This window comes from Rhizobium cerradonense (genome assembly GCF_030182455.1).
Classification (GTDB): domain Bacteria; phylum Pseudomonadota; class Alphaproteobacteria; order Rhizobiales; family Rhizobiaceae; genus Rhizobium.
This window is the reverse complement of the sequence record NZ_JAQJCK010000018.1, coordinates 42,859-69,469: the sequence shown is the minus strand read 5'-3', so window position 1 is coordinate 69,469 and position 26,611 is coordinate 42,859. Positions and strand designations below refer to the sequence as shown.

Annotated in this window: 26 protein-coding genes; 11 read left to right on the top strand and 15 right to left on the bottom strand. The window is 58.7% G+C overall.

The genetic code is table 11. From position 1 onward, the window contains the following. Positions 1 to 255: 255 nt before the first annotated feature. The 3 genes from PH547_RS27935 to PH547_RS27925 are packed head-to-tail and all read right to left on the bottom strand — an operon-like array spanning position 256 to position 3,195. Positions 256 to 1,146, bottom strand: coding sequence for an SMP-30/gluconolactonase/LRE family protein (locus tag PH547_RS27935; protein ID WP_285169998.1), 891 nt, complete (start codon positions 1,144 to 1,146; stop codon positions 256 to 258). Positions 1,147 to 1,205: 59 nt separating this feature from the next. Next, complete coding sequence (locus PH547_RS27930; RefSeq protein ID WP_260304056.1) at positions 1,206 to 2,237, bottom strand: L-idonate 5-dehydrogenase; 1,032 nt, start codon at positions 2,235 to 2,237, stop codon at positions 1,206 to 1,208. Positions 2,238 to 2,247: 10 nt separating this feature from the next. Further along, the gene (locus PH547_RS27925; RefSeq protein ID WP_285169997.1) at positions 2,248 to 3,195 is read right to left on the bottom strand and encodes a 2-hydroxyacid dehydrogenase; all 948 of its coding nucleotides are present in this window, start codon (positions 3,193 to 3,195) and stop codon (positions 2,248 to 2,250) included. A gap of 99 nt (positions 3,196 to 3,294) precedes the next feature. On the opposite strand from PH547_RS27925, the gene PH547_RS27920 reads away from it, so the two are divergent. The 9 genes from PH547_RS27920 to PH547_RS27880 all read left to right on the top strand — a co-directional run bounded on the left by PH547_RS27920 (position 3,295) and on the right by PH547_RS27880 (position 11,898). Next, a complete protein-coding gene (locus tag PH547_RS27920) occupies positions 3,295 to 4,053 on the top strand; it encodes an SDR family oxidoreductase (RefSeq protein WP_285169996.1) in 759 nt (252 codons plus the stop codon). A gap of 28 nt (positions 4,054 to 4,081) precedes the next feature. After that, positions 4,082 to 4,564 (top strand): gluconokinase, encoded by a 483-nt coding sequence (locus PH547_RS27915; protein ID WP_285169995.1) that lies wholly within the window; start codon positions 4,082 to 4,084, stop codon positions 4,562 to 4,564. Continuing rightward, entirely contained in the window at positions 4,561 to 5,448 is an 888-nt protein-coding gene (locus tag PH547_RS27910) for an NAD(P)-dependent oxidoreductase (RefSeq protein WP_285169994.1), read from the top strand. The genes PH547_RS27915 and PH547_RS27910 overlap by 4 nt, the downstream gene beginning before the upstream one ends. Continuing rightward, positions 5,445 to 5,777 (top strand): hypothetical protein, encoded by a 333-nt coding sequence (locus tag PH547_RS27905; protein WP_104827008.1) that lies wholly within the window; start codon positions 5,445 to 5,447, stop codon positions 5,775 to 5,777. The genes PH547_RS27910 and PH547_RS27905 overlap by 4 nt, the downstream gene beginning before the upstream one ends. 134 nt (positions 5,778 to 5,911) lie before the next feature. After that, positions 5,912 to 6,922, top strand: coding sequence for a LacI family DNA-binding transcriptional regulator (locus PH547_RS27900; protein WP_285169993.1), 1,011 nt, complete (start codon positions 5,912 to 5,914; stop codon positions 6,920 to 6,922). 305 nt (positions 6,923 to 7,227) lie between these two features. Then, complete coding sequence (locus PH547_RS27895) at positions 7,228 to 8,355, top strand: acyl-CoA dehydrogenase family protein (RefSeq protein WP_285169992.1); 1,128 nt, start codon at positions 7,228 to 7,230, stop codon at positions 8,353 to 8,355. A 64-nt stretch (positions 8,356 to 8,419) separates the two neighbouring features. Continuing rightward, complete coding sequence (locus PH547_RS27890) at positions 8,420 to 9,652, top strand: 3-methyl-2-oxobutanoate dehydrogenase (2-methylpropanoyl-transferring) subunit alpha (RefSeq protein ID WP_260304050.1); 1,233 nt, start codon at positions 8,420 to 8,422, stop codon at positions 9,650 to 9,652. A gap of 2 nt (positions 9,653 to 9,654) precedes the next feature. Then, positions 9,655 to 10,668 (top strand): alpha-ketoacid dehydrogenase subunit beta, encoded by a 1,014-nt coding sequence (locus PH547_RS27885; RefSeq protein ID WP_260304049.1) that lies wholly within the window; start codon positions 9,655 to 9,657, stop codon positions 10,666 to 10,668. Positions 10,669 to 10,671: 3 nt separating this feature from the next. Beyond that, positions 10,672 to 11,898 (top strand): dihydrolipoamide acetyltransferase family protein, encoded by a 1,227-nt coding sequence (locus tag PH547_RS27880; protein ID WP_260304048.1) that lies wholly within the window; start codon positions 10,672 to 10,674, stop codon positions 11,896 to 11,898. Positions 11,899 to 12,021: 123 nt separating this feature from the next. On the opposite strand, the gene PH547_RS27875 is transcribed toward PH547_RS27880, so the two are convergent. The 3 genes from PH547_RS27875 to PH547_RS27865 are packed head-to-tail and all read right to left on the bottom strand — an operon-like array spanning position 12,022 to position 15,739. Beyond that, entirely contained in the window at positions 12,022 to 13,116 is a 1,095-nt protein-coding gene (locus tag PH547_RS27875; RefSeq protein WP_260304047.1) for an ABC transporter substrate-binding protein, read from the bottom strand. A gap of 39 nt (positions 13,117 to 13,155) precedes the next feature. After that, positions 13,156 to 14,226: an ABC transporter permease gene (locus tag PH547_RS27870; protein WP_285169991.1), complete on the bottom strand. Its 1,071-nt coding sequence runs from the start codon at positions 14,224 to 14,226 to the stop codon at positions 13,156 to 13,158. A 16-nt stretch (positions 14,227 to 14,242) separates the two neighbouring features. Continuing rightward, the gene (locus PH547_RS27865; protein ID WP_283053822.1) at positions 14,243 to 15,739 is read right to left on the bottom strand and encodes a sugar ABC transporter ATP-binding protein; all 1,497 of its coding nucleotides are present in this window, start codon (positions 15,737 to 15,739) and stop codon (positions 14,243 to 14,245) included. 562 nt (positions 15,740 to 16,301) lie between these two features. Between PH547_RS27865 and PH547_RS27860 the strand changes: the two genes are divergently transcribed. Further along, positions 16,302 to 17,288, top strand: a complete 987-nt coding sequence (locus PH547_RS27860; RefSeq protein ID WP_285169990.1) for an AraC family transcriptional regulator — start codon at positions 16,302 to 16,304, stop codon at positions 17,286 to 17,288. 545 nt (positions 17,289 to 17,833) lie between these two features. Next, complete coding sequence (locus PH547_RS27855) at positions 17,834 to 18,181, top strand: helix-turn-helix domain-containing protein (protein ID WP_483315587.1); 348 nt, start codon at positions 17,834 to 17,836, stop codon at positions 18,179 to 18,181. A 63-nt stretch (positions 18,182 to 18,244) separates the two neighbouring features. Here PH547_RS27855 and PH547_RS27850 read toward each other — a convergent pair whose 3' ends face one another. The 9 genes from PH547_RS27850 to PH547_RS27810 all read right to left on the bottom strand — a co-directional run bounded on the left by PH547_RS27850 (position 18,245) and on the right by PH547_RS27810 (position 26,607). After that, positions 18,245 to 19,012, bottom strand: a complete 768-nt coding sequence (locus PH547_RS27850; RefSeq protein WP_285169988.1) for an ATP-binding cassette domain-containing protein — start codon at positions 19,010 to 19,012, stop codon at positions 18,245 to 18,247. Between the two features lie 3 nt (positions 19,013 to 19,015). Continuing rightward, entirely contained in the window at positions 19,016 to 19,999 is a 984-nt protein-coding gene (locus PH547_RS27845) for an ABC transporter permease (RefSeq protein WP_285169987.1), read from the bottom strand. Between the two features lie 70 nt (positions 20,000 to 20,069). After that, complete coding sequence (locus PH547_RS27840; protein WP_104826995.1) at positions 20,070 to 21,014, bottom strand: substrate-binding domain-containing protein; 945 nt, start codon at positions 21,012 to 21,014, stop codon at positions 20,070 to 20,072. A 341-nt stretch (positions 21,015 to 21,355) separates the two neighbouring features. Next, positions 21,356 to 22,612, bottom strand: a complete 1,257-nt coding sequence (locus tag PH547_RS27835; RefSeq protein WP_285169986.1) for a type II toxin-antitoxin system HipA family toxin — start codon at positions 22,610 to 22,612, stop codon at positions 21,356 to 21,358. Further along, a complete protein-coding gene (locus PH547_RS27830; protein ID WP_285170018.1) occupies positions 22,609 to 22,893 on the bottom strand; it encodes a helix-turn-helix domain-containing protein in 285 nt (94 codons plus the stop codon). The genes PH547_RS27835 and PH547_RS27830 overlap by 4 nt, the downstream gene beginning before the upstream one ends. A gap of 194 nt (positions 22,894 to 23,087) precedes the next feature. Beyond that, complete coding sequence (locus tag PH547_RS27825; RefSeq protein WP_285169985.1) at positions 23,088 to 23,336, bottom strand: hypothetical protein; 249 nt, start codon at positions 23,334 to 23,336, stop codon at positions 23,088 to 23,090. Positions 23,337 to 23,516: 180 nt separating this feature from the next. Next, entirely contained in the window at positions 23,517 to 24,338 is an 822-nt protein-coding gene (locus PH547_RS27820) for a carbohydrate ABC transporter permease (protein ID WP_285169984.1), read from the bottom strand. An 8-nt stretch (positions 24,339 to 24,346) separates the two neighbouring features. Beyond that, positions 24,347 to 25,276: a carbohydrate ABC transporter permease gene (locus PH547_RS27815; protein ID WP_285169983.1), complete on the bottom strand. Its 930-nt coding sequence runs from the start codon at positions 25,274 to 25,276 to the stop codon at positions 24,347 to 24,349. Further along, positions 25,276 to 26,607 (bottom strand): ABC transporter substrate-binding protein, encoded by a 1,332-nt coding sequence (locus PH547_RS27810; protein WP_104826989.1) that lies wholly within the window; start codon positions 26,605 to 26,607, stop codon positions 25,276 to 25,278. Before PH547_RS27810 ends, PH547_RS27815 begins: the two co-directional genes overlap by 1 nt. Between the last annotated feature and the right edge of the window lie 4 nt (positions 26,608 to 26,611).

Below are 26,611 nucleotides of genomic sequence, written 5' to 3'. Positions count from 1 at the left end.
CTACACCTGAGGACAGGGCAGGCTGTACCCTCAGCGGATCGCAGCGAAGATTTGGTGTGGAAGAGCTGGGATGAAGGAGCAGACACGCATTCGCCCGCCCAACGGTGCCCCGCGCTCGGCGTTGGTTCAAAGCCGCTCGGTGTCTTCGATGTCCGCGACACTCTCTAAATGCTGTTTCGAGCAGGAAGGATGGTCAGGAGCAGTTGCTATTCCTCCACCTCGACCGCCTTCCCCACGCCCTCATGGGCGTCTCAATCAAAACGCTCCGCGTCTGTTGAGCGAAATCGCGTAAACGCTCGTGGTTGCCGTGATGAAGAGCTTGTGTTTGCCGCGTCCGCCAAAGCAAAGATTGGAGGCGGTTTCGGGGACCAGGAGCTTACCCATGAGATGCCCGTCCGGCGCGATGCAATGGACGCCGTCGCCGGCCGAGGACCAAAGATTGCCGTCGCTGTCTATCCGCATCCCGTCCGCACACCCTGGCGAGATTGCATGAAAGACATCGCCGCCGGTCAGGCGCCAGTTTTCTGCGACGTCAAAGACGCGAATATGACGTGGATCGTCGGTGTGCATACGGCCGGTGTCTGCAACATAAAGCTTCTTTTCATCCGGGCTGAACGCCAGCCCGTTCGGGCAATTGAAATCGGTGAGCACGGCTGCGATCGAACCTGAAGGATCGACGCGATAGACATTGCAAGGCAATTCCTGCTCGCTTTTGTATCCTTCGTAATCCGTGGCGATGCCGTAATGCGGGTCGGTAAACCAGATGGCGCCGTCGGAAGCCACGATGACGTCGTTCGGCGAATTCAGCCGCTTGCCCTGATAGCGCTCGGCGATCAGGGTGATCGAACCGTCAAACTCCGTTCGCGTCACGCTTCGGCTGCCGTGCTCGCAGCTTACAAGACGGCCCTGCCGGTCGCGTGTGTGGCCGTTGGCGAAGTTCGATGGTTCGCGGAAAACGCTGCTACCGACACCCGGGATCCACCGCATGATGCGATTGTTCGGGATGTCGGAAAAGAGGAGGCAATTCAGGTCGCCGAACCAGACGGGCCCCTCAACCCAATCAAATCCGCTGGCGATTTGTTTGACGGGCGCATTGCCAAGGACGAACCGGCCGAAAGCCGGATCGATGATTTCGAAAAACGACATCTCTTACATTACCTCTCATCATGCTGCATCAAGGCATTGATCGACCGGCGAGCCGTGTCTCAGGAAAAGACGATCTGCGCCTTCATGGCCCGGCTGCGGTCCGAGGCGATCTCGAAAGCGCCGATGGCGTCCGCGAGCGGCACGGAATGGGTGATCAGCGGCCTGACATCGATCAGGCGCTTGCGCACCAATTCAACGCCCGTGGCAAATTCCTCATGGAAGCGGAATGAGCCGCGCAGATCCAGTTCCTTGGCGGTGATAGTCTGCATCGGCAACGTCATGTCGCCTCCAAGACCCAGTTGTATGATGATCCCGCGCGGCCTGAGCGCCGCGATCCCGCTGGTAAGAGCGGCGGCAGCCCCCGAGCATTCGTAGAGAACATCGAAGGTTCCCTTGTCGGCCGAATAGGCGCTAAGCGCCTCCGGTTCTTCCTTCGTATTGATGACCCGGTCCGCGCCGGCCTCCTTGGCAAGCGAAAGTGTGAAGTCTGAGAGATCGGTTGCAACGATTTCCGCTGCACCGGCCCGGCGGGCGGCCAGGATGGACAAGACACCGATCGGCCCGCAGCCGGTCACGAGAACTCGCTTGCCCAGCATCTCGCCGGCGCGCTTCGTCGCGTGCAGGGTGACGGCCAGCGGTTCGGCCATCGCCGCCTCGCCAGCCGTGAGGCCGTCGGCAGGGACGCATTGAATGGCATCGGCAACCAGTATTTCGCGGAATGCGCCCTGAATATGCGGGAAAGGCATGGCGCTGCCGTAGAAGCGCATATTCAGGCACTGATTGTGCAGGCCCTGCTGGCAATAGCGGCAGGTCCGGCAGGGGCGCGACGGGGAAACGGCGACGAGTTGGCCGACTTCGAGCCCTTGAACGCCGGCGCCAAGGGCCAGGACCGTAGCACTGACCTCATGTCCCAGGATCATCGGCTGCTTCAGGCGCACGGTGCCGAAGCCGCCGTGGTTATAGTAATGCAGGTCACTGCCGCAGATACCGCCCGTGGCGAGCCGCAGCTTGACCTCGCCCGCACCCGGCTCTTCGTCCGGATACTCCTCGATCCGCAAATCCTTGGCGGCGTGAGCGACGATGGCCTTCATGTCTTTCTCCTCAAAGAACGGGGGTGGGCAGCGGCTGACCGGCAAAATGGGCGGTCAGATTATCGCGGACAAGCTGGCCCATGGCCTTGCGTGTCTCGATCGTGCCCGAGGCATGGTGGGGCTGCAGAAGCACATTGTCCAGCGCCAGAAAACGCGGATTGAGCTTCGGCTCGCCTTCGAAGACATCGAGCGCCGCCGAACCGAGCTTGCCCGTCTCCAGAGCATCCAGCAACGCTTCCTCATCGATGTTGGAGGCGCGAGATATGTTGATCAGCATGCCTTCCGGACCGAGCGCTTCAATGACCTGCCGTCCCACGATATGGCGTGTCGCGGCAGAGGCCGCCAGCGTCACGAAAAGAAAATCGGATTGCTCTGCAAGTTTAACCGGATCGGCGACGAATTCCATGTCGTTTGCGTAAGGTTTCGCTTCGACGTCGGAGTAGGCGATCTGCATGTCGAAGCCTTTCAGCCGCTTGGCGACCTCGAAGCCAATCCGGCCAAGGCCCAGAACGCCGGCCCGCCGTCCCCATACACGCCGCTTCAACGGATAAAGGCCCTTGCCGACCCAGCTTCCATCTCGCACCCATGTCTCGGCGCCGAGCATGCCGCGCGATTGGCAGAGCATCATGGCGACACCTAAATCGGCAACATCGTTGGTCAAGACATCGGGAGTGTTCGTGACGCGAATGCCTCGTTCGCGGCAGGCCCCAAGATCGACCGCGTCGAAGCCGACGCCGTAGACCGAAATCACTTCAAGGTTAGGGCAGGCTTCGATCATGGCCCTGTTAGCACCGAGTTCGCCGCGCGTGGCAATTGCCCTTACCGATGGCCCGACCTCCGTCAGAAGCGCAGCTTTGTCCTCGGCCGCGAAATAGCGGTGGACATGAAACGCCGCGTCGAGGGGTTCCTGATCCCATTGCGGATAGGGGCCTACCTGCAGGATAGTGGGCTTTTCCATCTTTTCGTTTCCTCCCTTGATACTGGCCTTGACACCGGATGTTATCGATAACATAAACAACGACACCGGCATTTGTCGAGATGAAAAAAGGAGAAAATCGTGTCTCTTGGCCTCTTCGATCTAAAAGGGCGGCGCGCGCTTGTGACGGGTTCGTCGCAAGGCATCGGCCTGGCTCTTGCCCAAGGACTGGCGGCCGCGGGAGCCGAGCTGGTGCTCAATGGCCGCGACGTGGAAAAGCTGAAGAAAGCCTCAGCTCTGTTTGACGGCACCGTCCACATCCTGCCCTTCGACGCGACGGATCACGAGGCTGCGCGGCATGCCATCGATGATTTCGAAGCCAAAACCGGCGCCATCGACATATTGGTCAACAATGCAGGCATGCAGTACCGCACGCCGCTCGAAGATTTTCCCGCAGATGCATTCGAACGGCTTCTTCGAACCAATATATCGAGCGTTTTCAACGTCGGTCAGGCTGTTGCTCGCCACATGATCAAACGTGGCGCCGGCAAGATCATCAATATTGCCAGCGTCCAGACTGCGCTGGCGCGGCCCTCGATCGCACCCTATACCGCAACCAAAGGCGCAGTCGGCAATCTCACCAAGGGCATGGCGACGGATTGGGCGAAATACGGACTGCAATGCAATGCCATCGCACCAGGCTACTTCGACACGCCATTAAATGCGGCGCTAGTCGCCGATGCCGATTTCTCGGCATGGCTTCAGAAGCGTACGCCGGCCGGGCGCTGGGGACGGGTCGAAGAACTGGTCGGCGCCTGTATCTTCCTTGCCTCCGAAGCATCCTCTTTTGTCAACGGGCACGTGCTTTATGTCGACGGCGGTATCACAGCGTCACTCTGAGGCCGTGCGGCCGCGACGGTTCGTCATCATGGGAGTTTCCGGCTGCGGCAAGTCGTCTGTTGGCGCAGCGCTCGCCTATCGTCTGTCCGGCATCTACATCGATGGCGACGACCTTCATCCGGCGGCAAACGTCGCCAAGATGAGCGCGGGTGTGCCGCTCACCGATGCGGATCGATGGCCTTGGCTGAACAGTGTCGGGGACTGTCTTGCGCAAGCGGAGGAAACGGTGCTGATTGGGTGTTCAGCACTGAAGCAGACTTATCGCGACAAGATCCGTGCGGCGGTCGAAGGGCCTGTGCGCTTCATTCATCTTGCTGGAAAAAAGGAAGTAATTGCCGCTCGCCTGCAAGCGCGGCAGGGGCATTTTATGCCGGCCGCCTTGCTCGAAAGCCAGTTCGCTGCACTTGAGCCGCCTGGACCGGCTGAGCAGGCAATCACCGTCGATATCGATCAACCGTTTGATGCGGTCATAGCGGCTATTATCGCCGCGTTGGAGGAGGAAGAGCTATGAGTAGCAAAATTGCGCTGATCGGCGCAGGCGCGATGGGCGGAGCCATCGGTGCGCGACTTGTGGAGACGGGAAATCATCTGACGGTCTTCGATCTCGACAAGGAAAAGGTGGCCGCACTCACTGCCAAGGGAGCCAGTGCCGCGGTGAGCGCTGCCATAGCGGCTTCGGTATCGGACTATGTCATTCTCAGCTTGAACTCGCCACGGATCGTGCGTGCCGCGGTCTTCGGCCCCGGCGGCGTTGCCGAGGGCGCCAAGCCCGGAACGCTGATTATCGACATGTCCTCCATCGATCCCGATGCGACCAAGGCGCTGGCCGCGGACGCGCAAGAAAAGGGTCTGCGATGGGTGGATAGCCCGCTCTCCGGCGGTGCGCCAAAGGCTCTGATCGGCGAATTGACACTGATGGCCGGCGGCCGTGATGAGGACGTTAAGGATGCGCATGAGGTGCTTCGGCATGTCGCCTCGAACTACACCCATATGGGCCCGCCCGGCGCCGGCCAGACCACGAAACTGATTAACCAGGTGCTCTGCGCCCTGAACTTTCTCGCTGTCGCGGAAGCAACCCAACTGGCGCTCGATGCCGGCGTTGATGCTGCCAAGATCCCGCAGGCGCTGAAAGGGGGACGAGCCGACAGCGCCATTCTCCAGGAATACATGCCGCGTTACGTCGCCAAGGACTACCGCCGGACAGGCCGCATCGACAACATGGTCAAGGATCTGAACGGTGCGCAGGATCTCGCCCGGCGCACCAACACCGCCATGCCGCTGACGGCCGTCTGCGCTGAAGTGCACCGCATGCTGACGGCAGCCGGCCTCGGCGGCGAGGACCAGGCCGCATTGATGGAATTTTTCAAGGGGCCGAACAAGGAGATCGCCGAATGATTACCCGATACGCATTATTCGAAGGCAAGGTTAAGGACGGAGAGGCGGCCGCATTTCGCGACGCGGTGATGGAGACCATCCTGCCGAAATGGAAGCAATTTCCCGGTGCTCTCGATGTGCGGGTGACCTTCGCCGAAGCACGAGACGAAGGTGCACCGGAATACCCGATGATTCTCGCGGTCAACTATCCGGACTTGGCTACGGTGGAAGCCGCGCTCGCGAGCCCTGTTCGTGCGGAAGCCCGCGCGGCGACGGAAGCCGTCCTGTCCCGTTTCTTTGAAGGGCGTATTCATCACCATGTCACGGTCGCCCACGAATTCGTGCTCTGAACTCATTCTGCGCTGACGATGTTGGGTGCGGAGCCGAAAGGCTCCGCATTTTCATTTCAGGATGGCGAAGGGTTCCTCTTGCCATCCGAAGTAAAGGCATATTACTCTCATGGTAACGATAACACGGGCCATAGATGAGCAAAAATCGCAAACCGCCGACCATGGCAGACGTAGCCCGCGTGACGGGGGTTTCCCCGATGACGGTGTCGCGTGCATTCAAGGCCGACAGTCTGATCAGTAAGGAGAGAAGAGAGGCTATCCTCCAGGCTGCCGAGGATCTCGGTTACGTTTTCGACAGCACAGCCTCCAACCTGCGCTCACAGAAGTCCGGTTTCGTCGCGGTTACGATTCCTTCGATCAACAACGCCAATTTCGCCGATACCGTCGGCGGACTTTCCGATACGCTGGCCGCGCGCGATATGCAGATCCTGCTGGGGTATACGAACTACAACACGCAGGAGGAGGAGCGGCTCATCGAGCAGCTCTTGCGCCGCAAGCCACAGGCGATTGTCGTAACCGGCGGCAAGCATACGGAACGCGGGCGACGTCTGTTGGAAACGATCAATATCCCCGTGATCGAGACCTGGGATATTCCCGCCGAACCGATCGACCATTACGTCGGATTTTCCAACGCCGGTGCCGTTCGCGATATGGTGGATCATTTCGTCCGCGTCGGCTATCGCCGCATCGCTTTCATCGGCGGTGATGTCGGGCGCGATACGCGTGGTAGCGAACGACGGATCGGCTTCTCTGCCGCCATGCAAGCGCATGGGCTTGATGCATCGCGCCTGATCGCCGCCGGCCTGCCGCCCATTTCGATGCGCGAAGGCGCCAATGCTATGGCGAAATTGATCGAAACCTATCCGGATACTGAGGCGGTCGTCTGCGTGTCCGACCTTGCGGCCTATGGCGCGCTGACCGAGTGTCGTCGTTTGGGCGTTCCCGTCCCGGAACGTTTTGCGATTGGCGGGTTCGGCAATTACGAGATCGGCGAAGTCTGCGTACCCACGCTGACCACGATCAATGCCTTCGCACGGGAAATCGGAGAAAAGACCGCACGTTTGATCCTCGATATCCTTGATGGCAACGAGGGCGTCGATGTCAGGATCTCGCCCGAACTGATTGTACGCGACAGCAGCCGATAAATTCTTGCTGATAGGCTCGCCGAAAAAGAGCAACGCCTGAAGGTATTGCGGAACCGTTGAATTGCACGCAATCGATTGCGGTCCCAATCCGTTTGGGGAAGAACTGCTCCCTCCCGCCGGAGGATTCCGGAACTCTTGGCAATCCACGTGAGCCACCAAGGTCAACGAAATGTTCGCCTCGGTTGTCGTTGCGGGGGCATGGAAAGCACGACGAAAGCGCCCTATCTCCTTGATAAGACCCGTGGCGGCTACAACAGGCGACCGCTGTCGCAACCAAGCAGCGCGAGCGGAAAGGGAAGGAACAGATGATCTTTTCCGAACTCCAGCAGCAGATTCGCGATCTTGCCCGCGACTTTGCCCGCGAGCGCCTGGCGCCAGGCGCAGCCAAGCGTGATCGGGAGCATCTCTTCCCGCGCGAAGAACTGAAGGAGATGGGCGAACTGGGTTTGCTCGGCATGCTGGTACCGGAAGCCTATGGCGGGTCGGATGCGGGTGTCGTCGCCTATGCCATGGCGCTTGAGGAGATTGCCGCAGGTGACGGCACGTGCTCCACGATCATGAGCGTGCATAGCTCGGTCGGCTGCGTGCCGATCTTGAAGTTCGGTACCGAGGAGCAACGGCAGCGCTTCCTGCCGAAACTGGCGAGCGGCGAATGGATTGGCGGCTTTGCGCTCACCGAGCCTCAGGCTGGCTCTGATGCCTCGAACCTGAAGACCCGGGCAAGGCGCGATGGCGATCACTATGTACTTGATGGGGCCAAGCAATTCATCACCTCGGGCAAGAACGGCCATGTCATCATCGTCTTTGCCGTTACCGACCCTGATGCCGGCAAAAAAGGCATCACTGCCTTCATCGTTCCGACGGACATCGCAGGCTATGAGGTGATCCGCGTAGAGGAAAAGCTTGGGCTGCATTCATCTGACACCTGCCAGATCGCATTCAATGGCGTACACGTTCCGATCGAGTTGAGGCTCGGTTCAGAAGGCGAAGGCTACCGCATAGCACTCGCCAATCTCGAGGGCGGCCGGATCGGCATTGCGGCTCAGGCCGTCGGCATGGCGCGGGCGGCCTTTGAGGCGGCGCGCGACTATGCTCGCGAGCGCACGGCCTTCGGCAAGGCGATCATCGAACATCAGGCTGTCGCATTCCGCCTTGCCGACATGAAGGTGCGGATCGAGGCGGCCCGGCAACTCGTTTTTCACGCCGCCTCCTTAAGGGAAGCCGGGCTGCCCTGCCTGTCGGAAGCCTCGATGGCGAAGCTCTTTGCCTCGGAAATGGCGGAGCGCGTCTGCTCCGACGCCATCCAGATACATGGCGGCTATGGCTACATGGCCGATTACCCGGTCGAGCGCATCTATCGCGATGTGCGCATCTGTCAAATCTATGAAGGAACGAGCGACGTGCAGCGCATGGTGATCGCCCGCAATCTGTGAGAACCACATGCGGCCCCGCTTCTGGAGGAGAGGAGCAAGGTCGGCGCAGGAGGAAAGACTAGATATGGTGGATTCTTCTCAATTGGCTCTGCATGTCCCCGAACCCGCCGTCCGCCCGGGCGGCCAGCCAGACTTTTCCAACGTCAAGATCGCCAAAGCCGGTTCCGTGCCGCGGCCGGAAGTAGATGTCGCATCCGAGGAGATCCGTGATCTTGCCTATTCCATCATCCGCGTACTGAACCGCGAGGGCGAGGCGGTCGGTCCCTGGGCTGGCACGCTCTCCGATGAGGAGTTGCTGACCGGCCTTCGCAACATGATGAAGCTGCGCGCATTCGACGCCCGCATGCTGATGGCTCAGCGGCAGGGCAAGACGTCCTTCTACATGCAGCATCTCGGCGAGGAGGCTGTCAGTTGTGCTTTCCGCAAGGCGCTCAAGAAGGGAGACATGAATTTTCCGACCTATCGTCAGGCAGGCCTTCTGATTGCCGACGATTATCCGATGGTCGAAATGATGAATCAGATCTACTCGAACGAGAGCGATCCCCTGCACGGGCGGCAGCTACCGATCATGTATTCCTCCAAGGAGCACGGATTCTTTACCATCTCCGGCAACCTCGCCACTCAGTATGTGCAGGCCGTGGGCTGGGCCATGGCCTCGGCAATCAAGAATGACAGTCGCATCGCCGCGGGCTGGATCGGCGATGGCTCGACGGCGGAATCGGATTTCCATTCAGCGCTCGTCTTCGCCTCGACTTATAAGGCACCTGTCATTCTCAACATCGTCAACAATCAGTGGGCGATCTCTACCTTTCAGGGTATCGCGCGCGGCGGCTCCGGCACATTCGCCGCCCGCGGCCTCGGCTTCGGCATTCCCGCGCTGCGGGTCGATGGAAACGACTATCTCGCCGTCCATGCCGTTGCCTGCTGGGCAGCTGAGCGTGCCCGGCGCAATCTCGGGCCGACGCTGATCGAATATGTGACGTATCGTGTCGGGGCGCATTCGACCTCGGACGATCCGAATGCTTATCGTCCGAAGACGGAATCGGAGGCCTGGCCACTTGGCGATCCCGTACTGAGGTTGAAGAAACATCTGATCGTCCGGGGCAAATGGTCTGAGGAGCGGCATGTGCAGGCAGAAGCTGAAATCATGGACGAGGTAATGGAGGCGCAGCGCCAGGCGGAGCAGCACGGCACATTGCATGCCGGCGGCAAGCCTTCGGTTCGGGACATTTTCGAAGGCGTCTATGCCGAGATGCCGCCGCACATCCGGCGCCAGCGGCAGAAGGCAGGGTACTGAGAATGGCCAGGATGACGATGATCGAGGCGGTGCGTAGCGCCATGGACGTTTCGATGGCGCAGGATGACAATGTCGTCGTTTTTGGTGAGGATGTAGGCTATTTCGGTGGCGTTTTCCGATGCACGCAGGGGCTTCAGGCAAAATATGGCAAGACGCGCTGCTTCGACACGCCGATAAGCGAGTCGGGCATCGTCGGCACGGCGATCGGTATGGCCGCCTATGGCCTGAAGCCCTGTGTCGAGATCCAGTTCGCCGATTACATGTATCCGGCCTATGACCAGCTAACCCAGGAGGCGGCTCGTATCCGCTACCGTTCCAACGGCGATTTTACCTGTCCGATCGTCGTGCGCATGCCGACAGGCGGCGGCATCTTTGGCGGCCAGACGCACAGTCAGAGCCCGGAGGCGCTCTTCACCCATGTCTCCGGGCTAAAGGTGATCGTGCCATCCAATCCCTATGACGCCAAAGGCCTGCTGATTGCTGCGATCGAAGATCCGGATCCGGTAATGTTCCTGGAGCCGAAGCGGCTCTATAACGGCCCCTTTGACGGCCATCACGAGCGGCCTGTGACGCCTTGGTCTAAACATGATCTCGGAGAGGTGCCTGACGGCCACTATACGATACCTATCGGCAAGGCTGAGATCCGGCGCGCAGGCTCGGCGGTGACTGTGATCGCCTATGGTACGATGGTGCATGTGGCGCTCGCCGCGGCCGAGGATGTCGACATTGATGCCGAAGTGATCGACCTCCGAAGTCTGCTGCCGCTTGATCTGGATACGATCATCAATTCGGTCCGGAAGACAGGGCGATGTGTCGTCGTGCATGAGGCAACGCTGACTTCGGGCTTTGGCGCCGAGGTCGTCGCGCTGGTGCAGGAATATTGCTTTTACCATCTGGAGGCGCCAGTCGTGCGCGTTGCCGGCTGGGACACGCCCTATCCGCATGCGCAGGAGTGGGATTACTTCCCAGGTCCTGGCCGTCTCGGGCGGGCGCTTGCCGAAGTCATGGGGGCTTGAGCCATGAGCGAATTTGTCATCGAGATGCCTGATGTGGGGGAGGGAGTCGCCGAGGCCGAGCTGGTCGAGTGGTTCGTGAAGCCAGGAGATCCCGTTCGCGAGGACATGGTGATTGTCGCCGTCATGACGGACAAGGCCACCGTAGAAATCCCGTCTCCCGTCAACGGCATCGTCACCTGGCTTGCCGGTGAGGTCGGAGAGCGTATCGCGGTGAGGGCTCCGCTGGTGCGGATCGAAACGACCGGAGATGCCGGCGGGGCTCGGTCCGCAGAGATCGCACAGACGACTGCCGAAGTGTCGACGGCGGAATTTCCGAAGCTTGCTCCAACAGTGTCGGATCCTGTGACGCCGCGGACCGAAAAGCCGCTTGCCGCACCCCCGGTGCGGCTCTTCGCCAAGGAAAGCGGCATCGACCTCGCACAAGTGCAGGGGACCGGACCAGCGGGCCGTATCCTGCGAGAGGATATCGAGCAACTTTTGAACCACGGAGCCGCTCCCACGATGTCAATGGGCGGCCTTACCCAGAAGACTGCGACCGAAGAGATCAAGTTGACCGGGCTGCGCCGCCGGATCGCCGAGAAAATGGCACTTTCCGCCTCGCGTATTCCTCACATTACCTATGTGGAGGAGGTGGACATGACCTCGCTCGAGGAGTTGCGTGCCATCATGAACGCTGACCGCAAGGCGGATCATCCGAAACTCACGGTTCTGCCTTTCCTGGTACAGGCCGTGGTGAAGGCCATTTCCGAGCAGCCCAATGTCAACGCCACTTTTGACGACGAAGCCGGCATCGTCACACGCTATGGCGCGGTCCATATGGGTATCGCAACACAGACGCCGGCGGGTTTGACCGTGCCTGTCATGCGGCATGCGGAAGCACGCGGTATCTGGGATTGCGCCGCTGAGATGAACCGGCTGGCAGAGGCGGCGCGCTCGGGCACTGCAACGCGTGAAGAGCTTTCCGGCTCGACGATCACCATCAGCTCGCTCGGCGCGCTCGGCGGGATCGTCTCCACGCCTATTATCAATCATCCGGAGGTGGCGATTATCGGCGTCAACAAGATCGCCACACGGCCGGTCTGGGACGGCACGCAGTTCGTGCCGCGCAAGATGATGAATCTGTCATCCAGCTTCGATCATCGCATTGTTGACGGCTGGGATGCGGCGACCTTCGTGCAGCGCGTCCGCACACTGCTCGAAACACCGGCGCTCATTTTCATCGAAGGCTGATATCATCAAAGGGTTCGAAACTCTTGTCGTATGCAGAGCCGTTGGTTCTGCTGTCGACGCCGGGGCTTATCGGCAGGCTGAGCGCGGCCCGAAGGCCGCGCTGTTCTCAACTTCAAGAAGGGATCATTTGCCCCAGATCTTCTTGTATTGATCCTTGTAGCCGTTATCCGGATCAAACGTATTCTTCGGACCGCCGTCGGACTGGATATTGTCTGCCGTCACCACATGCAGCGGCGAGAGGTAACCGGACCATTTTTCACCGGCGAAAGCACGATTGAGTTCGTCGACCAATTGCCAGCCCTGGAGATTGAGCGGTTCGGCCACCGTGACCTTCTGGAATTGACCGGCGCGGATGCGTTCATAGGCCGATTGCGAGCCGTCGCCGGCGGCGACATTGATCGGCGCATCGGTGCCGCTCTTGCCGGCGGAAGCGAGCGACGGGCCCATGAAGTCGAAATAGAGGTCGTTGATCGCAAGCGAATGGGTCCAGCTATCGCCATATTTCTGCAGGAGCGAGGTGGTTAGCTGGGGCATGCGCTGCGAGGTCTCGGCGATCGGCGTATCGACATATTCGAGCACCTTGCCGCCTAGCCGTTCGATCTCCTGCTTCATCCTGTCCGCCTTGGCGATGGCGATCGCATAGGTGGAGTCCGTGAAGATGATCACGCCTGGCTTGCCCTTGGCATCGGCAAAGGCCCAGTCGGCAGCCGCTTTCGAGACTTCCATCGCATCGGTGCTGACATTGGCAAAGAGGCCGTTCTTGTCATCGGGACCGATGACCGGGCCGGCATGCCAGGCGACCAACGGGATCTTGGCGGCCTTTGCCTGTTCCAGAGCCGGGGCCTGCTCGACTGCATCGAAGCCATCGATGATGATGCCGGCAGGCTGCAGCGCTATGGCCTGACCGAAGGCAGCCGTGCGTCCGCCGATGGAGCCCGCGCCATCGAGAACCTTTACCTGCCAGCCAATCGCCTTTGCTGCTTCCTCGACACCGTTGCTGACGCCGAGAATGCCGCCATTCTTAAGGTCGCCGGCCAATACGACGATGGTCTTGCCCGCCTGTGCCTTCGGACCGGTGGTCGGGCCGTCCCATTTGGTGACCGGCGTCGCATATTTGTCGACGACGGCTTTTGCATCCGCCATCGGATCGGCATAGGCGTGGCTTGCACACAGCATCAACAAGCCTGTGGTCGCCTGCAGGAAAAATCTGCGTTTCATTTCATTCTCCTCCCTTTGAAAATTAAACCAAAATGATCTTCAGTTGTCGGTCGCCTTAGCTGATAGCTGCGGCTTTTGTACTGGAGCCATGCGTCCGGCATGGCTCCGCCGGCGCTGCGCATAGCCAGCGATGCCGATGGCGACGAGCAGGGTCACACCGTTGAAAAGCGGCTCCACGTAGAACGAGCCCCCGAACTGCTGGATGCCTGCGATGCCGACCGCCAGGATGATGACGCCAATCATGGTGCCCCACACGTTGACGCGACCGGGCTTGATGGTCGTGGAACCCAGGAAGGCCCCGACGAGTGCCGGCAGAAGATATTCCAGCCCGACGCTGGCCTGGCCGATGCGCAGCTTGGAGGCGAGCAGTACGCCTGCGATGGCGGCGAGGGTGCCTGACGTCACGAAGGCGCCGATGACGAAGCGACGGACGGGGATGCCGTTCAATGCGGCCGCCTTCGGATTGGCGCCGATGGCATAGATGTAACGGCCGATCGGCAGATATTCGAGCACGATCCACATGACGAAGGCGAGGCCAAGCACATAGATCCCTGTGATCGGCAGCCCGAAGACCATCGTGCCGTTGAGCGCATAAAAGCCCTGGGGAAGCATGCCGACCACCTGTCGCCCGCCGGTATGCCAAAGAGCAATGGCATAAAGCACGGTGCCCGTGCCGAGCGTCGCGATGAAGCTGTCGATCTTGGCGATTTCCACCAGCAGCCCGTTCAGGAAGCCGGTCAGCGCGCCGAGCAGGATGACGATGAGCACAGCCACCGGCCAGGGCAGGCCGAACATCGTCTGCAAGCTAATCGCCAGAACGTGCCAGAGCACGATGCCGTAACCGATCGTCAGGTCGATGCGTCCTGCCGCCATCGGGATCATTGCGGCAAGCGACAGAATGGCGATGATCGTCTTGTCAGAGATGATCGAACGCAGATTGAGCAGCGTCGGAAAGGTCTGCGGCAGCAGAATGGAAAACAGCAGGATCAGAAGGGCTGTGAGAATAACGAGGCCATAGACCGGCAGTAGGCGCTGGATTTTCTGGCCAAAGCTCATTCCCGCCAGCTCGGCGGTGGTCGGTTCGAGCGCATTGGATTCGATCGATTGCATGAGGTTCCTCCCTGGATCAGGCCGCTTCGGATGCGGATGCTGCGGCGATGACCGCCGGTGTTGTTAAGTCGGCGCCGCTCAGTTCCCGCACGATTTGACCGCGAGAAAACACCAGGGCGCGATGGCAGATATGAGCGATTTCTTCGAAGTCGGTGGAGACGACGAGCACAGCCAGCCCTTCCTCGACGGCCTCGGCGATCAGCTTATAGATGTCCGCCTTGGCGCCAACATCCACGCCGGCTGTCGGATCTTCGGCGATCAACAGCTTCCGGCCTGTCGCGAGCCACCGGCCCACGACCACCTTCTGCTGGTTTCCGCCGGATAGGGCTTCGATCGCCAGGTTCTGATCATTGGGTCTAAGGCCAACGCGGCTGCCGAGCGAATAGGCCATTTCGGCCTCGCGCTGCGGCGGCAGGAAGGACATCATGCCCCGTCCGGATGCGCCGGGATTGAGAAAGGTGTTTTCCCTCAGGCTGAGGGACATGGCGACGGACTCTTCGGTTCGGTCCCTGGCAATCAAGCCGATACCCGAAGCCATGGCTGAGACGGGGCTGGAAAGATCGGGTCGGGCACCGTTCAGCAGGACCGCTCCGCTGGCGGGCTCGCATCCGAAGAGTGCGCGCCCGATCAATTCCTGGCCCGCGCCTCTCAGTCCGACGAGACCGAGAAGCTCTCCTTGGCGAATGTCGAAGGACACCGGTCCTGCGCCGCGGCAGGCAAGATCCCTGACCGAAACAATGGCGGGCCCTGCGGTCCGTTCGGCCTTGACGAAGAGCTGGTCGGCCTTGCGTCCGACGATCATTCGGATCAGCTCGTCCGGCGACGTGTCGGAAACTGGTTTTTGCCCGACCAGTTGGCCATCGCGAAGCACCGCAACGCGATCGGCGATCCTGAAGATCTCATCTAGCCTGTGCGAGACATAGATCATCGCAACACCACGCTCCTTGAGCGGACGAATGGCGGCAAACAGCTTTTCGACTTCATCGGCGGGCAGGCTTGCCGTCGGCTCGTCGAGAACGAGAACGTCTGCCTCGACGGCGAGAGCACGCGCTATCGCGACAAGCGACTTTTCGGTTCGGGTCAGTTCTTGAATCCGTGTCGACGGATCGAAGTCGCAGCCCACAAGCTTCAGGGCCTCCGCCGTACGGCGTTCGGTCGCGCGCCAGTCGATCAGCCGGCCGCGCAGCGAATAGCCCTGTGCGAGACCAACATTTTCGCCAACCGTCATCCATTCGATCAGTCCGAGATCCTGATGAATGAAGGCGATCGGCTGGCGCTGGTTTGGCCGCGGCGGGCGGTGATGATATGGTTTGCCGCGAAACAGAATTTGTCCGCCATCCGGTCTGTAGATGCCCGCCAGCGTCTTGATGAGGGTCGACTTTCCCGCGCCGTTCTCACCAAGAAGAGCCAGAATTTCTCCCGGTTTCAGATCCAGCGAGACATTCGACAATGCGCGCGTTCCACCAAATTCTTTGGTGATGTCGCAAAATTCGAGCAGCTTTCCGTCGTCCATCCTGCTCCTCCCAAAGTTCAGGTGAGAAGAGGCTATGTTATCGATAACATTCCGTCAAGAGCCTCGTCGTTGTCATCGCGGATTCGGGCTGTGGATGGCGCCGAGCCGCCATATTCAGGACAGCTAAGTCATGCCCGGCTAAGTGGAGCGCAGATATGAACGGCATTATTTAATACTTAAAATACATTTGCGAGAGCCGCATGGCATTTACATTATTTAACTTCTTTCTAGCTTTCATTATCTGAATATTCATGCAACGAAAGGGAGCGACGCTTCAGCAGCATGAGTCAGAGCGCTTAAGGGATGTTCATAAAACTCAATGGAATCAGCGATATGCGCGCAGGAAGTGGAGTTTTCATGCGCAACCGAGACGCGCAGATGTCGTTCGGCGTATTACTTATTTTAAGTAGTAAAATGCGCGTCTTGGATAGTGTTTCTGCAGGGGATGCAGTCGCGTTGCGGTTTGCTCAGTATTAGTAGGTAATAATACGATCTACGTCTGCTTTCTTGGGATTTGGGTGGCCCTTGAGAGCGTCTCGGGATCGCTCATTTGGGGAAAATAATGAGGTACGTCACTCATTCCGTCTTCAAGATCGTTGATGCCGATGCCGACGAAATGACGGAACATTATGCAAGGACATTGTCGCCCGCGACGGTCGAGCCGCTTCACCGAGGCTCGCTGATCTCGGTGGAAGACCGGCATTACGCCGTTGGGCGTTTCAGCGTCTGGAATGGAAGGTGCCATTCCGGGATGAGGGTTACCCTTCCCAGCGGACCAGACGCGTACGCTCTTTACCTGCCATCCTCGGGCGTGATGGCAATCGACTCGGGTCGAAAGCAGCTCATATCGGAGCCGGCGGCAGGCCTCTTGGGTGATATGTCGCGCTTCGACAAGCTGGTCCTTCACGAAGACCGCAGTCATATCGGCATCGCGTTCGAAAAATCCGCAATGATCCGTCAACTGAGTGAACTGCTTGATGCGCCGGTCGACGGCGACATCGATTTCGCTGACACCGTCGATTTGGCAACCGTAAAAGGATCGCGGATAACTACCCTCGGAAATCTTATCTGGAATTGCCTGGACGTCGAAGATGAGCATCAGTCCTCGTCGACCTTCGTCGAGCGCCTGTTGCAGGCGATGATGATCACGCTTTTGGAAACTGTCCCGAATAATTACTCCGTACGGCTGGCAAAACCGACGTCCCCTGCAATACCAAAGCGCCTGAAGAGAGCGATCGAATACATGCATGCCAATGTTTCGTCTCCGATGAGTATCGCCGATATCGCCGAGGCGGCCGGCACAAGCGTGCGAGCCTTGCAGGCGGCTTTTCAGCAGTTCAAGGACATGACGCCTCTAAACTATCTGCGGATAATCCGCCTGGAAGGCGTGCGCAAAGCGCTGACGGACCCGGCCACCTCTCTCTCGGTTGCCGAAGTCGCGCGGAGCTGGGGATTCTCCCATATGGGACGTTTCGCAGCGCTCTATCAGCAATCCTTTGGCGAAATGCCGTCTAACGCAGCGAAACTGCGTCGAGGCGAGGGCAAGTAAACGCATTCGTCTGCAGCGCCGTTTGGACAGCAATCGAAGCCATGGCGTCGGCGCTACGGTCGTCGATCGGCTGTGCCTGTGGATATCGACTGACATCCGGCGTGTTGGCTGACGCGGTATATTCGCATAACGCAACTATTATCCCGAATACGCAGGAAAACAGAACGTACGTTCATCGCATGACGCTAACGCATTGAAGTTTGCGATTTGACACGGCAGTCATGGTGGTGGGACTTGCGAGCATGATGCGAGTAGGTTCCGGAGCAGCCCCCCGCCCATCGGCTCCCCAGGTTCGATGGGCGGTCTTTTGTCCATTCAGACTTTCGATTGAGCAAGCTTCGCCGGGATGGAGTCAACAATTTCAACATTGTTGGCGGTAAAGCGGGAACTCAACAGGTCGGCTCGTGCGACCCGTCATTTTCCCATGAAGATTGCTAGGTCGTTAAGCGCGAGGCACTGTCTGCCAGAAAGAGAGAACCGTGCATAAGGGGCCAAACCAAAAGGATCCGAGCCCGATTGATGTCGAGGTCGGGAGACGCATCCGAATGCGACGCCGCATATTGGGCATGAGTCAGACGACGCTCGCCGAAGGGCTGAATGTGACGTTCCAGCAAGTCCAGAAATATGAAAAAGGCAAAAACCGGGTCGGCGCCAGCCGGCTGCAAAGCGTAGCAGATTGTCTCGACGTGCCGGTTTCGTTTTTCTTCGAGGGCGTATCCGAGTTATCAGAAAGTGCTGGAGAAGAAATTTTTACCTCCGGCAGTGACTTAGCGGGATTCCTGGCTTCAGGAGAGGGCATCGAGCTAAACCGCGCCTTCGCCAAGATCAAGGACGCAAGGATGCGGCTTAAGGTCGTAAGCCTGGTTAAATCGCTGGTCGGCCCCTATAGCTGACAACGAGCATCCTGATGCCTTCACAAGGATCAGGAGGACCAGAATTTGGCGCGGCGGACGCGATCAGCTTGTGATGGCGTTGAGCATTTCCTCGCCGGTGATAATCCTTTCGACCTGAGCGATCGTCGTCTGTTTCGGATCTATGTCGTCTGCGACAGCCCTTCCGCCGCGCATCACGATGATGCGGTCGACCACCTGAAACACATGGTGGATATTGTGGGCGATGAAGATGCAGGAGTGTCCGGTATCGCGCGCTTCGCGAACGAAACGGAGAACCCCTTGCGTTTCGGCAACGCCCAGATTGTTGGTAGGCTCATCCAGGATGATCAGATCGCTATCAAACTGCATGGCGCGGGCGATTGCGACTGCCTGGCGTTCGCCCCCCGATAGCGCGGAGATTGCGGTCTCTGGCGGAATATCCTTCGTAATCCCGACCCGCTTCAACAAGTCTCGAGCGGACGCATTCATTGCGGATTGGTCCAATCGGCCAAAAAAGCGGCTTCCCTTGATGGGCTCCCGCCCAAGAAAGAGATTTCGGGCGATCGATAGCTGCGGAACGAGGGCGGAATCTTGAAAAATCGTTTCGATTCCATGCGCAATCGCCTCGGCCGTATTTTTGAGTTCGACCTTTTTCCCTTTGATTATGATCTCCCCGCTCGTCAGCGGTACAGCGCCGGATAAAACCTTGATCAGGGTTGATTTTCCCGCACCATTGTCACCGAGCAAGCCCACCACTTCGTGCGTTTTGACGGAAAGGCTGACGTCGCGAAGCGCATGGATGCGGCCGTAGAACTTGTTGATTTTCTCCATCCGAACGAGGTCTTCGGCCATCGTCTACACTCCCGCGCTATGTCGACGTTCAAGCCATGAATGAAGCGCCATCATGCCGAGGATGATTGCTCCGATGAAAATATTATAGGCAAGCCCGGGCACCCCCACCATCACGATGCCGTTTCGCATGATGCGCAGAATGAAGATGCCAAGCACTGTTCCGATGATGGTCCCCCGCCCGCCAGTCAGCACTGTTCCACCGATGACGACCATCGCGATCACCTCCAGCTCGTAACCCGTTCCGCTATTTGGATTTGCCGCCGACGTGCGGATCGAGCTAATCACCCCTGCAAGCGAGGCCATGGCCGAAGATGTCATGAACAAATAAATCTTAGTTCGGCTGACATTGACGCCGCGGGCACGGGCCGCGTTGGGATTGCCGCCACAAGCCTGTATCCAATTGCCGATTTTCGTCTGAGTGAGTACAAAGTGGGCGGCGAATGCCGCTAGCGCGAACCACAGCACCGACATGTACATTCGGAAGCTGCCGATGAAGAAGCTGCCAGCCAAGAGGTTGGCAAACCAATTGTTTCCGGCAGTCCAGGTGTGCTGGGGAAAGCCGTCGGTGACGTAAAGGGCAGTGCCTCGCACCACCAGGAGCATACCGAGCGTCACCAGAAAGGACGGAATGTTCAGCTTTGTGACGAACCACCCGTTCACAAAGCCAATGAACAGGCTGAGTGCGAGCGTGACGAGGAAGGCGGCGCCAAGCGGCATCAGATTGCCGTTGAACACCGTCCACATCAAAACGGCGGAAAAGCCGAACACCGATCCCACCGACAAATCGAATTCACCCGCGGTCATCAGCAAGGTCATCGCCAACGCGATCAGCCCGAGTTCGACTGTAAACGAGAGCGTGTTGCTGATGTTTGGAAGCGAGAGAAAGTCCGAGTTGAAGGACCAGAAAACCACAAGCTCAAGGACCAGCAGGACGAGCGGGCCGAATTCGGGTTTCGAAACGAAGCGTTGAACAAAAGATTGTTGCATGGGCGCTCACCGATTGGGACGGCCACCCGGTTTGAACCGGGTGGCGCAGCCAGTACGACTTTCGACGACGTTATTTGCCCGAGAGAATTTTGTCGTAGATCTCGGCTTTGTCCTTTTCATAAAGAGCGCCGGTAATGATGTTAAAGCCGGGCGGGATCTTGCTGGCGGCCATGGCTGCGATTGATAGAGCCATGTAGCTGGTTGCTTGCGGGTCCTGCCATTGAGCGGCATTCACGTAACCCGTCAGCACTTCCTGCGTCGTATCGGGCGAGTTGCCCCAGCCGACGACGGGAATTTCGCCCGGCTTTACGCCGACCTGATCAAATACGCGCTTGATGCTTCCGGTGACGAGGTCGCCAAGTCCGATGATCGCCTTGATCTTCGAGCGATTGGCGGTGAGGTAGTCCGACATGCGGGTAATGATTTCAGCCTGGTCCAATGTGGAGTCTGTGATTTCCCAGGTGATATTCAGTGGTTTGAAGACGCTGGCTATTCCCTCTTCTTCCTGCACGCCATAGGTCGCACCGGGAACTTCCACCGGCATCCAGACGAAATCACCGGATTTTACTAGCTTCTTGTCGACAAGATATTGCGCCCAGTTATGGCCGAAGCTCTTGTTGTCGCCTCCGACATAGGCATTGAAGCTCGCTTGGGGATCAGGCGTGTTGAAGTTGATGATCGGGATCTTGGCAGCGTTGGCTTCTTTGACGACTTGGACGAGGCTGCCCGGATCCGGGCTGGTGGTCACAATGCCGGCAGCTCCTGCCGAAATTGCAGCCCTCACGGCCTCCTGTTGCGCCGGAACATCACCGTTGTGGAACGATGTGTTGACCTTGTTGCCGGTGTCTTCAGCCCAGAGCTTGGCTCCTGCCAGAAAATAGGTCCACACAGGATCCGCCGGAGAGCCGTGCGAGATCCAGTAATAGGTTTTGCCCTGTGCATAGGCTGTCGAAATGAAACCCGCTCCTGCGGCGATGAAGATCGCCGCGAGTAAGGTAATAGCTTTCCTTAGCATGTGAAAACTCCTCCCTTGGTCCGGTTGGTTGACCGGTCGGCTTGATTTGCTGACCTCCTCAGTCAACATCAAAATGCTTCGCATCCTGCGTTCATTTTGATACTTAAAAGCCAGCCGGAGGTAGCGGGAGATGTCAAGTGAATCCGGTCGCGAATCCGAGCCGGCGGAGCAGAATACAAAGTCGGGAATGAACTAAGCCATTACTTTGAAAGTAATCGGCCATGGTGATTCGCAATTGTCGAGCGGAAGGGGAGGAGCTGATCGCCATGAGAGCGAGCCGACGATTGTTACCGACGGTGCGCTGGAAACCACGATGTCATATCATTATGTCGGCGTAGTATCTAAGCTTGTCTTGTGTCGTTCAGGATTCGATCAAGTTCGGTTGTTCGGGACTTGGACAGTTCCACCTTTTGAGCAAACTGTGGCCAGCGGCCTATCGCCGTTCGAACCTGCTCAATGATATCCTTCGCGTCTCGATCGGGGATCGACGCTCCCCTGGAAATGGTTAGCAGGTGTTGCATACCTGGGTTTCTCCCTTCACCCGCGACATCCGCGCTGTGTTCTCCTCCGGGTCCTGAAGAGAAGGTAAGATCGTAAGCAGGAGAGAGTGCCCATCTTCCGTCTGCTTTCATCAGGAAGGCGTGGTTCTTAGCGTGGTCGTCGCGGTTCCGAGCATAGACGTTGAAGACCATGTTTCGAAACATCCGCAGCACTTCGGAACTGTCGCGCGTCATCATAAACGTCAGCTTATGAAGCTGTTCGTAGCTCAACGAAGCCTCGCGATGGCTGGCGTTTAAGACGCCACTGGCGGTATGCATGTGCAATCGGCCGACAGGTGTGCGGTCGAAGCGTTTCGTGGCGAAGAGACGATTGCCCTTTTTAGTGTCGAATATCCGCGTGTCGGTCATCTCCAATCCCGCGGTCTCGGCCATCAAAGCATAGGCTTTTTCCTCGGCGCCAACTTCGACCGGGTCGGCAGCGCTGCGTGCCTTTACCATCCATCGTTCGAAACCAGGTTCCATGTCCTGCCCATAGTCCAGAACGAACGTATTCTCGGCCTGATTGAACCCTATCATGATTTTTGGGCGAGCACCCGCGGAGCCACCCTGCGCGCCCTGCAGAGTGTCGATATCGGCAACATCCATCTCAGCTTGGACAAGATTGACCTGGTCGACGAACCAGTCCAAATCGATGTCTTCGGCGAGCCTCCTTTCGCCGTCGGATAGTTCGGGAATGTATGCCAATGCTCCCATTCCGGTCTTTCCAACCGCAGAGAGGCGATCCAGAGGGGTCAGCAGGTGATAATCGATGCCGGCCTTTTGAAGACGGCGATCAAGCAGAAGCCGGCCCCATCCGTCAGGCAGACTGTCGTTAAATAGTCCATGCAGTCCGTCAAACGGATCGCGCGGTGCTGCGATTAAGCCCGGATTTGTTTTCACGTTGAAAGGGGACACCGGCAAAGGTGCCGCGAGAAATTCTGCCGCGTACTCAAAATATGCCCGGCGTTCGGTGCTACTCCATGCGAGGGTCCCCAGAGTCCTCTGGCTTCCCTCCAGGTCGAGGATGACGCTCATTTTTCGGATAGGCTTGAACTTCATTTCCGACGCACCCTCTGCCTAACAGGACGGTCGACAACATCGTCGATTGTCTTCAGCGGCCGAGGCGGAAACAATTGCTCGAATTCGGCTTCGCACTCAAGGATAAACGCAACCTTCACAAGGGCTTCGAGCGAAATCTTTCCCGTTTCCTCGAACAGCCTGAGAGACCCATACGAGATACCCGCCCGTGCGGCCAGGTCCCTTTGGGTGAGACCGACATCAATCCGTCGTCGCTTGACTCTTTCTGAGAGTCCCCTGATCACTTCCGAGGGGGATGTCATATTAAATGCGAACATTTTAGCAGTTATCGTCTACTAGGAACATAAATGCCAATATAATAGCAATTAAGTTGAACTTCAACGACGCAAAATCGATTACGCGAATATGTCCGCTGGCTGGATAAACAAGTTCGCTGGAATAAAGCCGATCCAAGTTCACATGGGCCCGGCACGAGGCCGGGCCGGCACAAAGGCGATTAGCGGCAGATCCGCTCTTCCGTGACAACCCTGTGCCCGTGGTGCCATTCCTTTACCACCCTGGTAAAGCAGTGGTGGCGATGATGGCGATAGTGCCAGTCGTCGCGGTCTTGGTAGTAGTGCCGACTATGATGATAATAGGGACCGCCGCCGTCCGTCGTAACGACTACCGAAGCTGCCTGGGATGGGAGACTTGTGGCTGCAAGCGAAGCAAGGGCGATTGCAGACACGATGAAGAACTTGCTCATGAGTTTCCTCCGGTTACATCTTACTATCCGACAACGTCGCTTTGTGACGTTGGTTCAAAGATAGTCCCGGCGGCGTGAACGAAAGCTGACGGTTACGTTAATCTGAGCTTCATCATGCGTATTGGAAGACATTCGCCGATCGGCGACTTCCGACCGGCGCGGCGAAAGAGGGCTTTGCGATCAACCGCCCTTCACGGCGCCCGCGGTCAGGCCGGCAACGATCTGCTTCTGGGCAAATATCGTCAGAACGAGCACCGGCAGCGTCACGATCAGCGCTGCCGCCGCAAGGGGTCCCCAGCTCACCTGCTCGAATGACAACATGTTGTAGACGGCGACCGGCAAGGTGCGCGTCTCGCGGCTGGCGAGCACGATGCCGAAGACGAAATTGTTCCATGAGAAGATGACCGAGAGGATGAAGGCAACGACGATCCCCGGCTTGGCGATCGGCAGGGCCACCAGCCGGAAGATCTGCCACGGCGTTGCGCCGTCGATAGCGGCCGCTTCCTCCAGCTCCATCGGTGTCGTCTCGAAATAGCCGATCATGATCCAGACGACGATCGGGACCGTCACGACCAGATGTATGATGATCTGCGGCCAAAGCGTTCCCAAAAGGTTCAGCCATTGGAAGAGCAGAAACAGCGGAATGAGGAAGGAAAGGCCGGGCGTCATTCGCGCGATCATGATCACGATCGCCGACTTCTCCGCCTTGAGGCGTGCGATGCCGTAGCCGGCCGGAACGCCGATCAGCAGCGCGAGCAACGTCGCGGATCCGGTCACCAGAATGGAGTTCCAGAAATAGAGGAAGAAGTTGTTCTCCTCGAATACCTTGAGGTAGTTCGACCAGGCGAAGCGCTCTGGAATGAAGATCGGCGGATAGGCGCCGTTATCGATTTCGTATTTCAACGAGAGCGAGATCATCCACAGGAAGAATAGGACCACCGGCGAAATCATCACCAGCGCCACGAAGAGAAGACCGATCCGGTCGAGCGTCTTGCGTTTCATCGAAGTGCCTACCTATCCGACCAGTTCGCGCGCTGTCTCGCCATCAAGAGGACGAAGGAGAGCACGACGATGAGGATGAAGAAGATGACCGCCATGGCCGAGCCGTAGCCGATGTCATAGTAGGAGAAGGCGGTGTTGTAGAGATAGATGTTGATCGTCTCGGAGGCCGTGCCCGGTCCGCCCTGTGTCATCGCATAGATGATGTCGAAGCTCTTGATCGCATCGATGCTGCGAATAATCACGGCGATCATCAGGAAGGGCGCGATCATCGGCAGGGTAAGGTAACGGAACTTCTGCCATGCATTGGCGCCGTCGATCTCGGCGCTTTCATAGGGTTCGCGCGGAACGGCGGCGAGGCCGCCGAGCACGATCAACATGACGAGCGGTGTCCATTGCCAGGTCTCGACCACGACCAGCGACGGGATGACGCTGAATTGATTGTAGATCCATTCCTGCGGACCGATGCCTATGAAGGACAAAAGATAGTTGAGCACTCCGAGCTGCGGATGAAACATCATGGTCCAGACGAGCGCGATGGCGACGGGCGTCGCCATCATCGGCATGACGAAAATGCCGCGCAGAAAGCCGCGGAAGGGGAATTGCGCATCGAAGATCAGGGCGGCGAGTGTGCCCAGGAAAACCGGCGCGACGACCGAGAGCCCTGTATAGAGAACCGTGTGCCACAGCGCCTCCCAGAACCGGGCGTCGGTCGCCAGGCGAAGGTAGTTGGCAAAGCCCGCAAAGGTTTGGGATTGCCCAAGCGTCCAGCTATTCACGCTCATCCATAGGGTAAAGACCCATGGAAAAACGATGACCGCGGCAATGACCACCAGGGCCGGAATGACGAAGGGCCAATAGTTGGGAGCAAGCCGATTTGTCGGCTTGCTCTTCTCCTTGACGCTGCTCGCCGTGGTATCTTCGATGCGCACGGACACCATCACCCCTCGCTTCGGGCCAGCACCGGCTCGAACTGCGCGGTTGCGTTCTTCAGCTCGCTTGCGGGATCCGCACCGCCGATCATGTTGGTGAGCGCCACGCCGTAGATGTCGCGGAACTCGGTGACGGGGATGATAACCGGCAGGCCGAGTGCGGAGACTTTGCCGGAGCCGACCACGGCATCGAGCCAGGCCCCAGGCATCTTGACGCCTTCACGGACCTTCTGATCCTCGAGGACGGATTGGCGGAAGGGCACGCCGGCGCCGGCCTGTAGCAGCCGCGCGCCCATGTCATGCGAGATCACCCATTGGCAGAAGAGATAGGCGGCTTCCTTCTTTTGGCTCGCCGCCGTCACGCCGATACCGTCGCCAAAGGTGGCGGCCGCTTGTGCAGAAGGCCCCTTGGGAATGACGCTATAGCCGACCTGGCCGACAACGCGGGATTTTTCCGGATTTTCGATCGGCGGCGCAAAGCCGACGCCGTCGAGCCACATGCCGATCTTGCCCTGCAGGAACGCGGATTGAGACTCGGCCCAGTTGAAGCCGGAAACGCCCGGAGGTGCGGCCTTGGTCATCAGGCGCTGATAGAGCTTGGCAGCCTCGACAGCTTCGGGCGAGGTGGTGCGCAATTTGCCGTCGGGGGAAAGCGGCGTCATGCCGTAGCCGAGCATTAACGCTGTCCAGACCGGCGTGTTGGCATTCTTGAGACCGCGGGCGACGAAGCCGTAGGTATTGGTCGATTTATCCGTGAGCGCTTCGGCGGCATTGGCCATGTCGTCAAAGGTTTGCGGATAGGTAAGCCCCTTCTTCTCGAAGAGCGCCTTGTTCCAATAGACGATCCAGTAATCCACCGAGAAGGGCAGGGAGCGCAGGACGCCATTGGAATCCTTGGCGAACTTCAAGCCTGCCTCGGCAAAATCGCTTTCGACCAGCGATGGGTCCGTCAGGGACGGATCCTTCAGGAAACCGCTGATGTCGGCGAGCCAGCCGCCCTTTTCGAACTGCCGCTTCTGCACGTGATAGCTGAGGTGCACGACGTCGAAGCTCGGCTTTCCGGAGCTGAGCTCAATCGTCGTCTTCTGACGCTGCTGCTGCTCGGGTGTCGCCTCGGCATTCACCTTGATGCCGGTCAGCGCCTCGAACTCGCTGAGATATTTGAGGATGGTTTCGCTGCGCGGGCTTTTGACCAGGTTGACTTCCAACGTGGTTCCGGAAAACCGCTTCCAGTCCACCGACGCCGATGCCGTGCGCATGCCGAGCATGCTTGCCGCGCCCAAGGCTGCCGTGCCCGCCATGAAGCGGCGGCGTGTGGGATTGATGAATGACGATGACATGCTG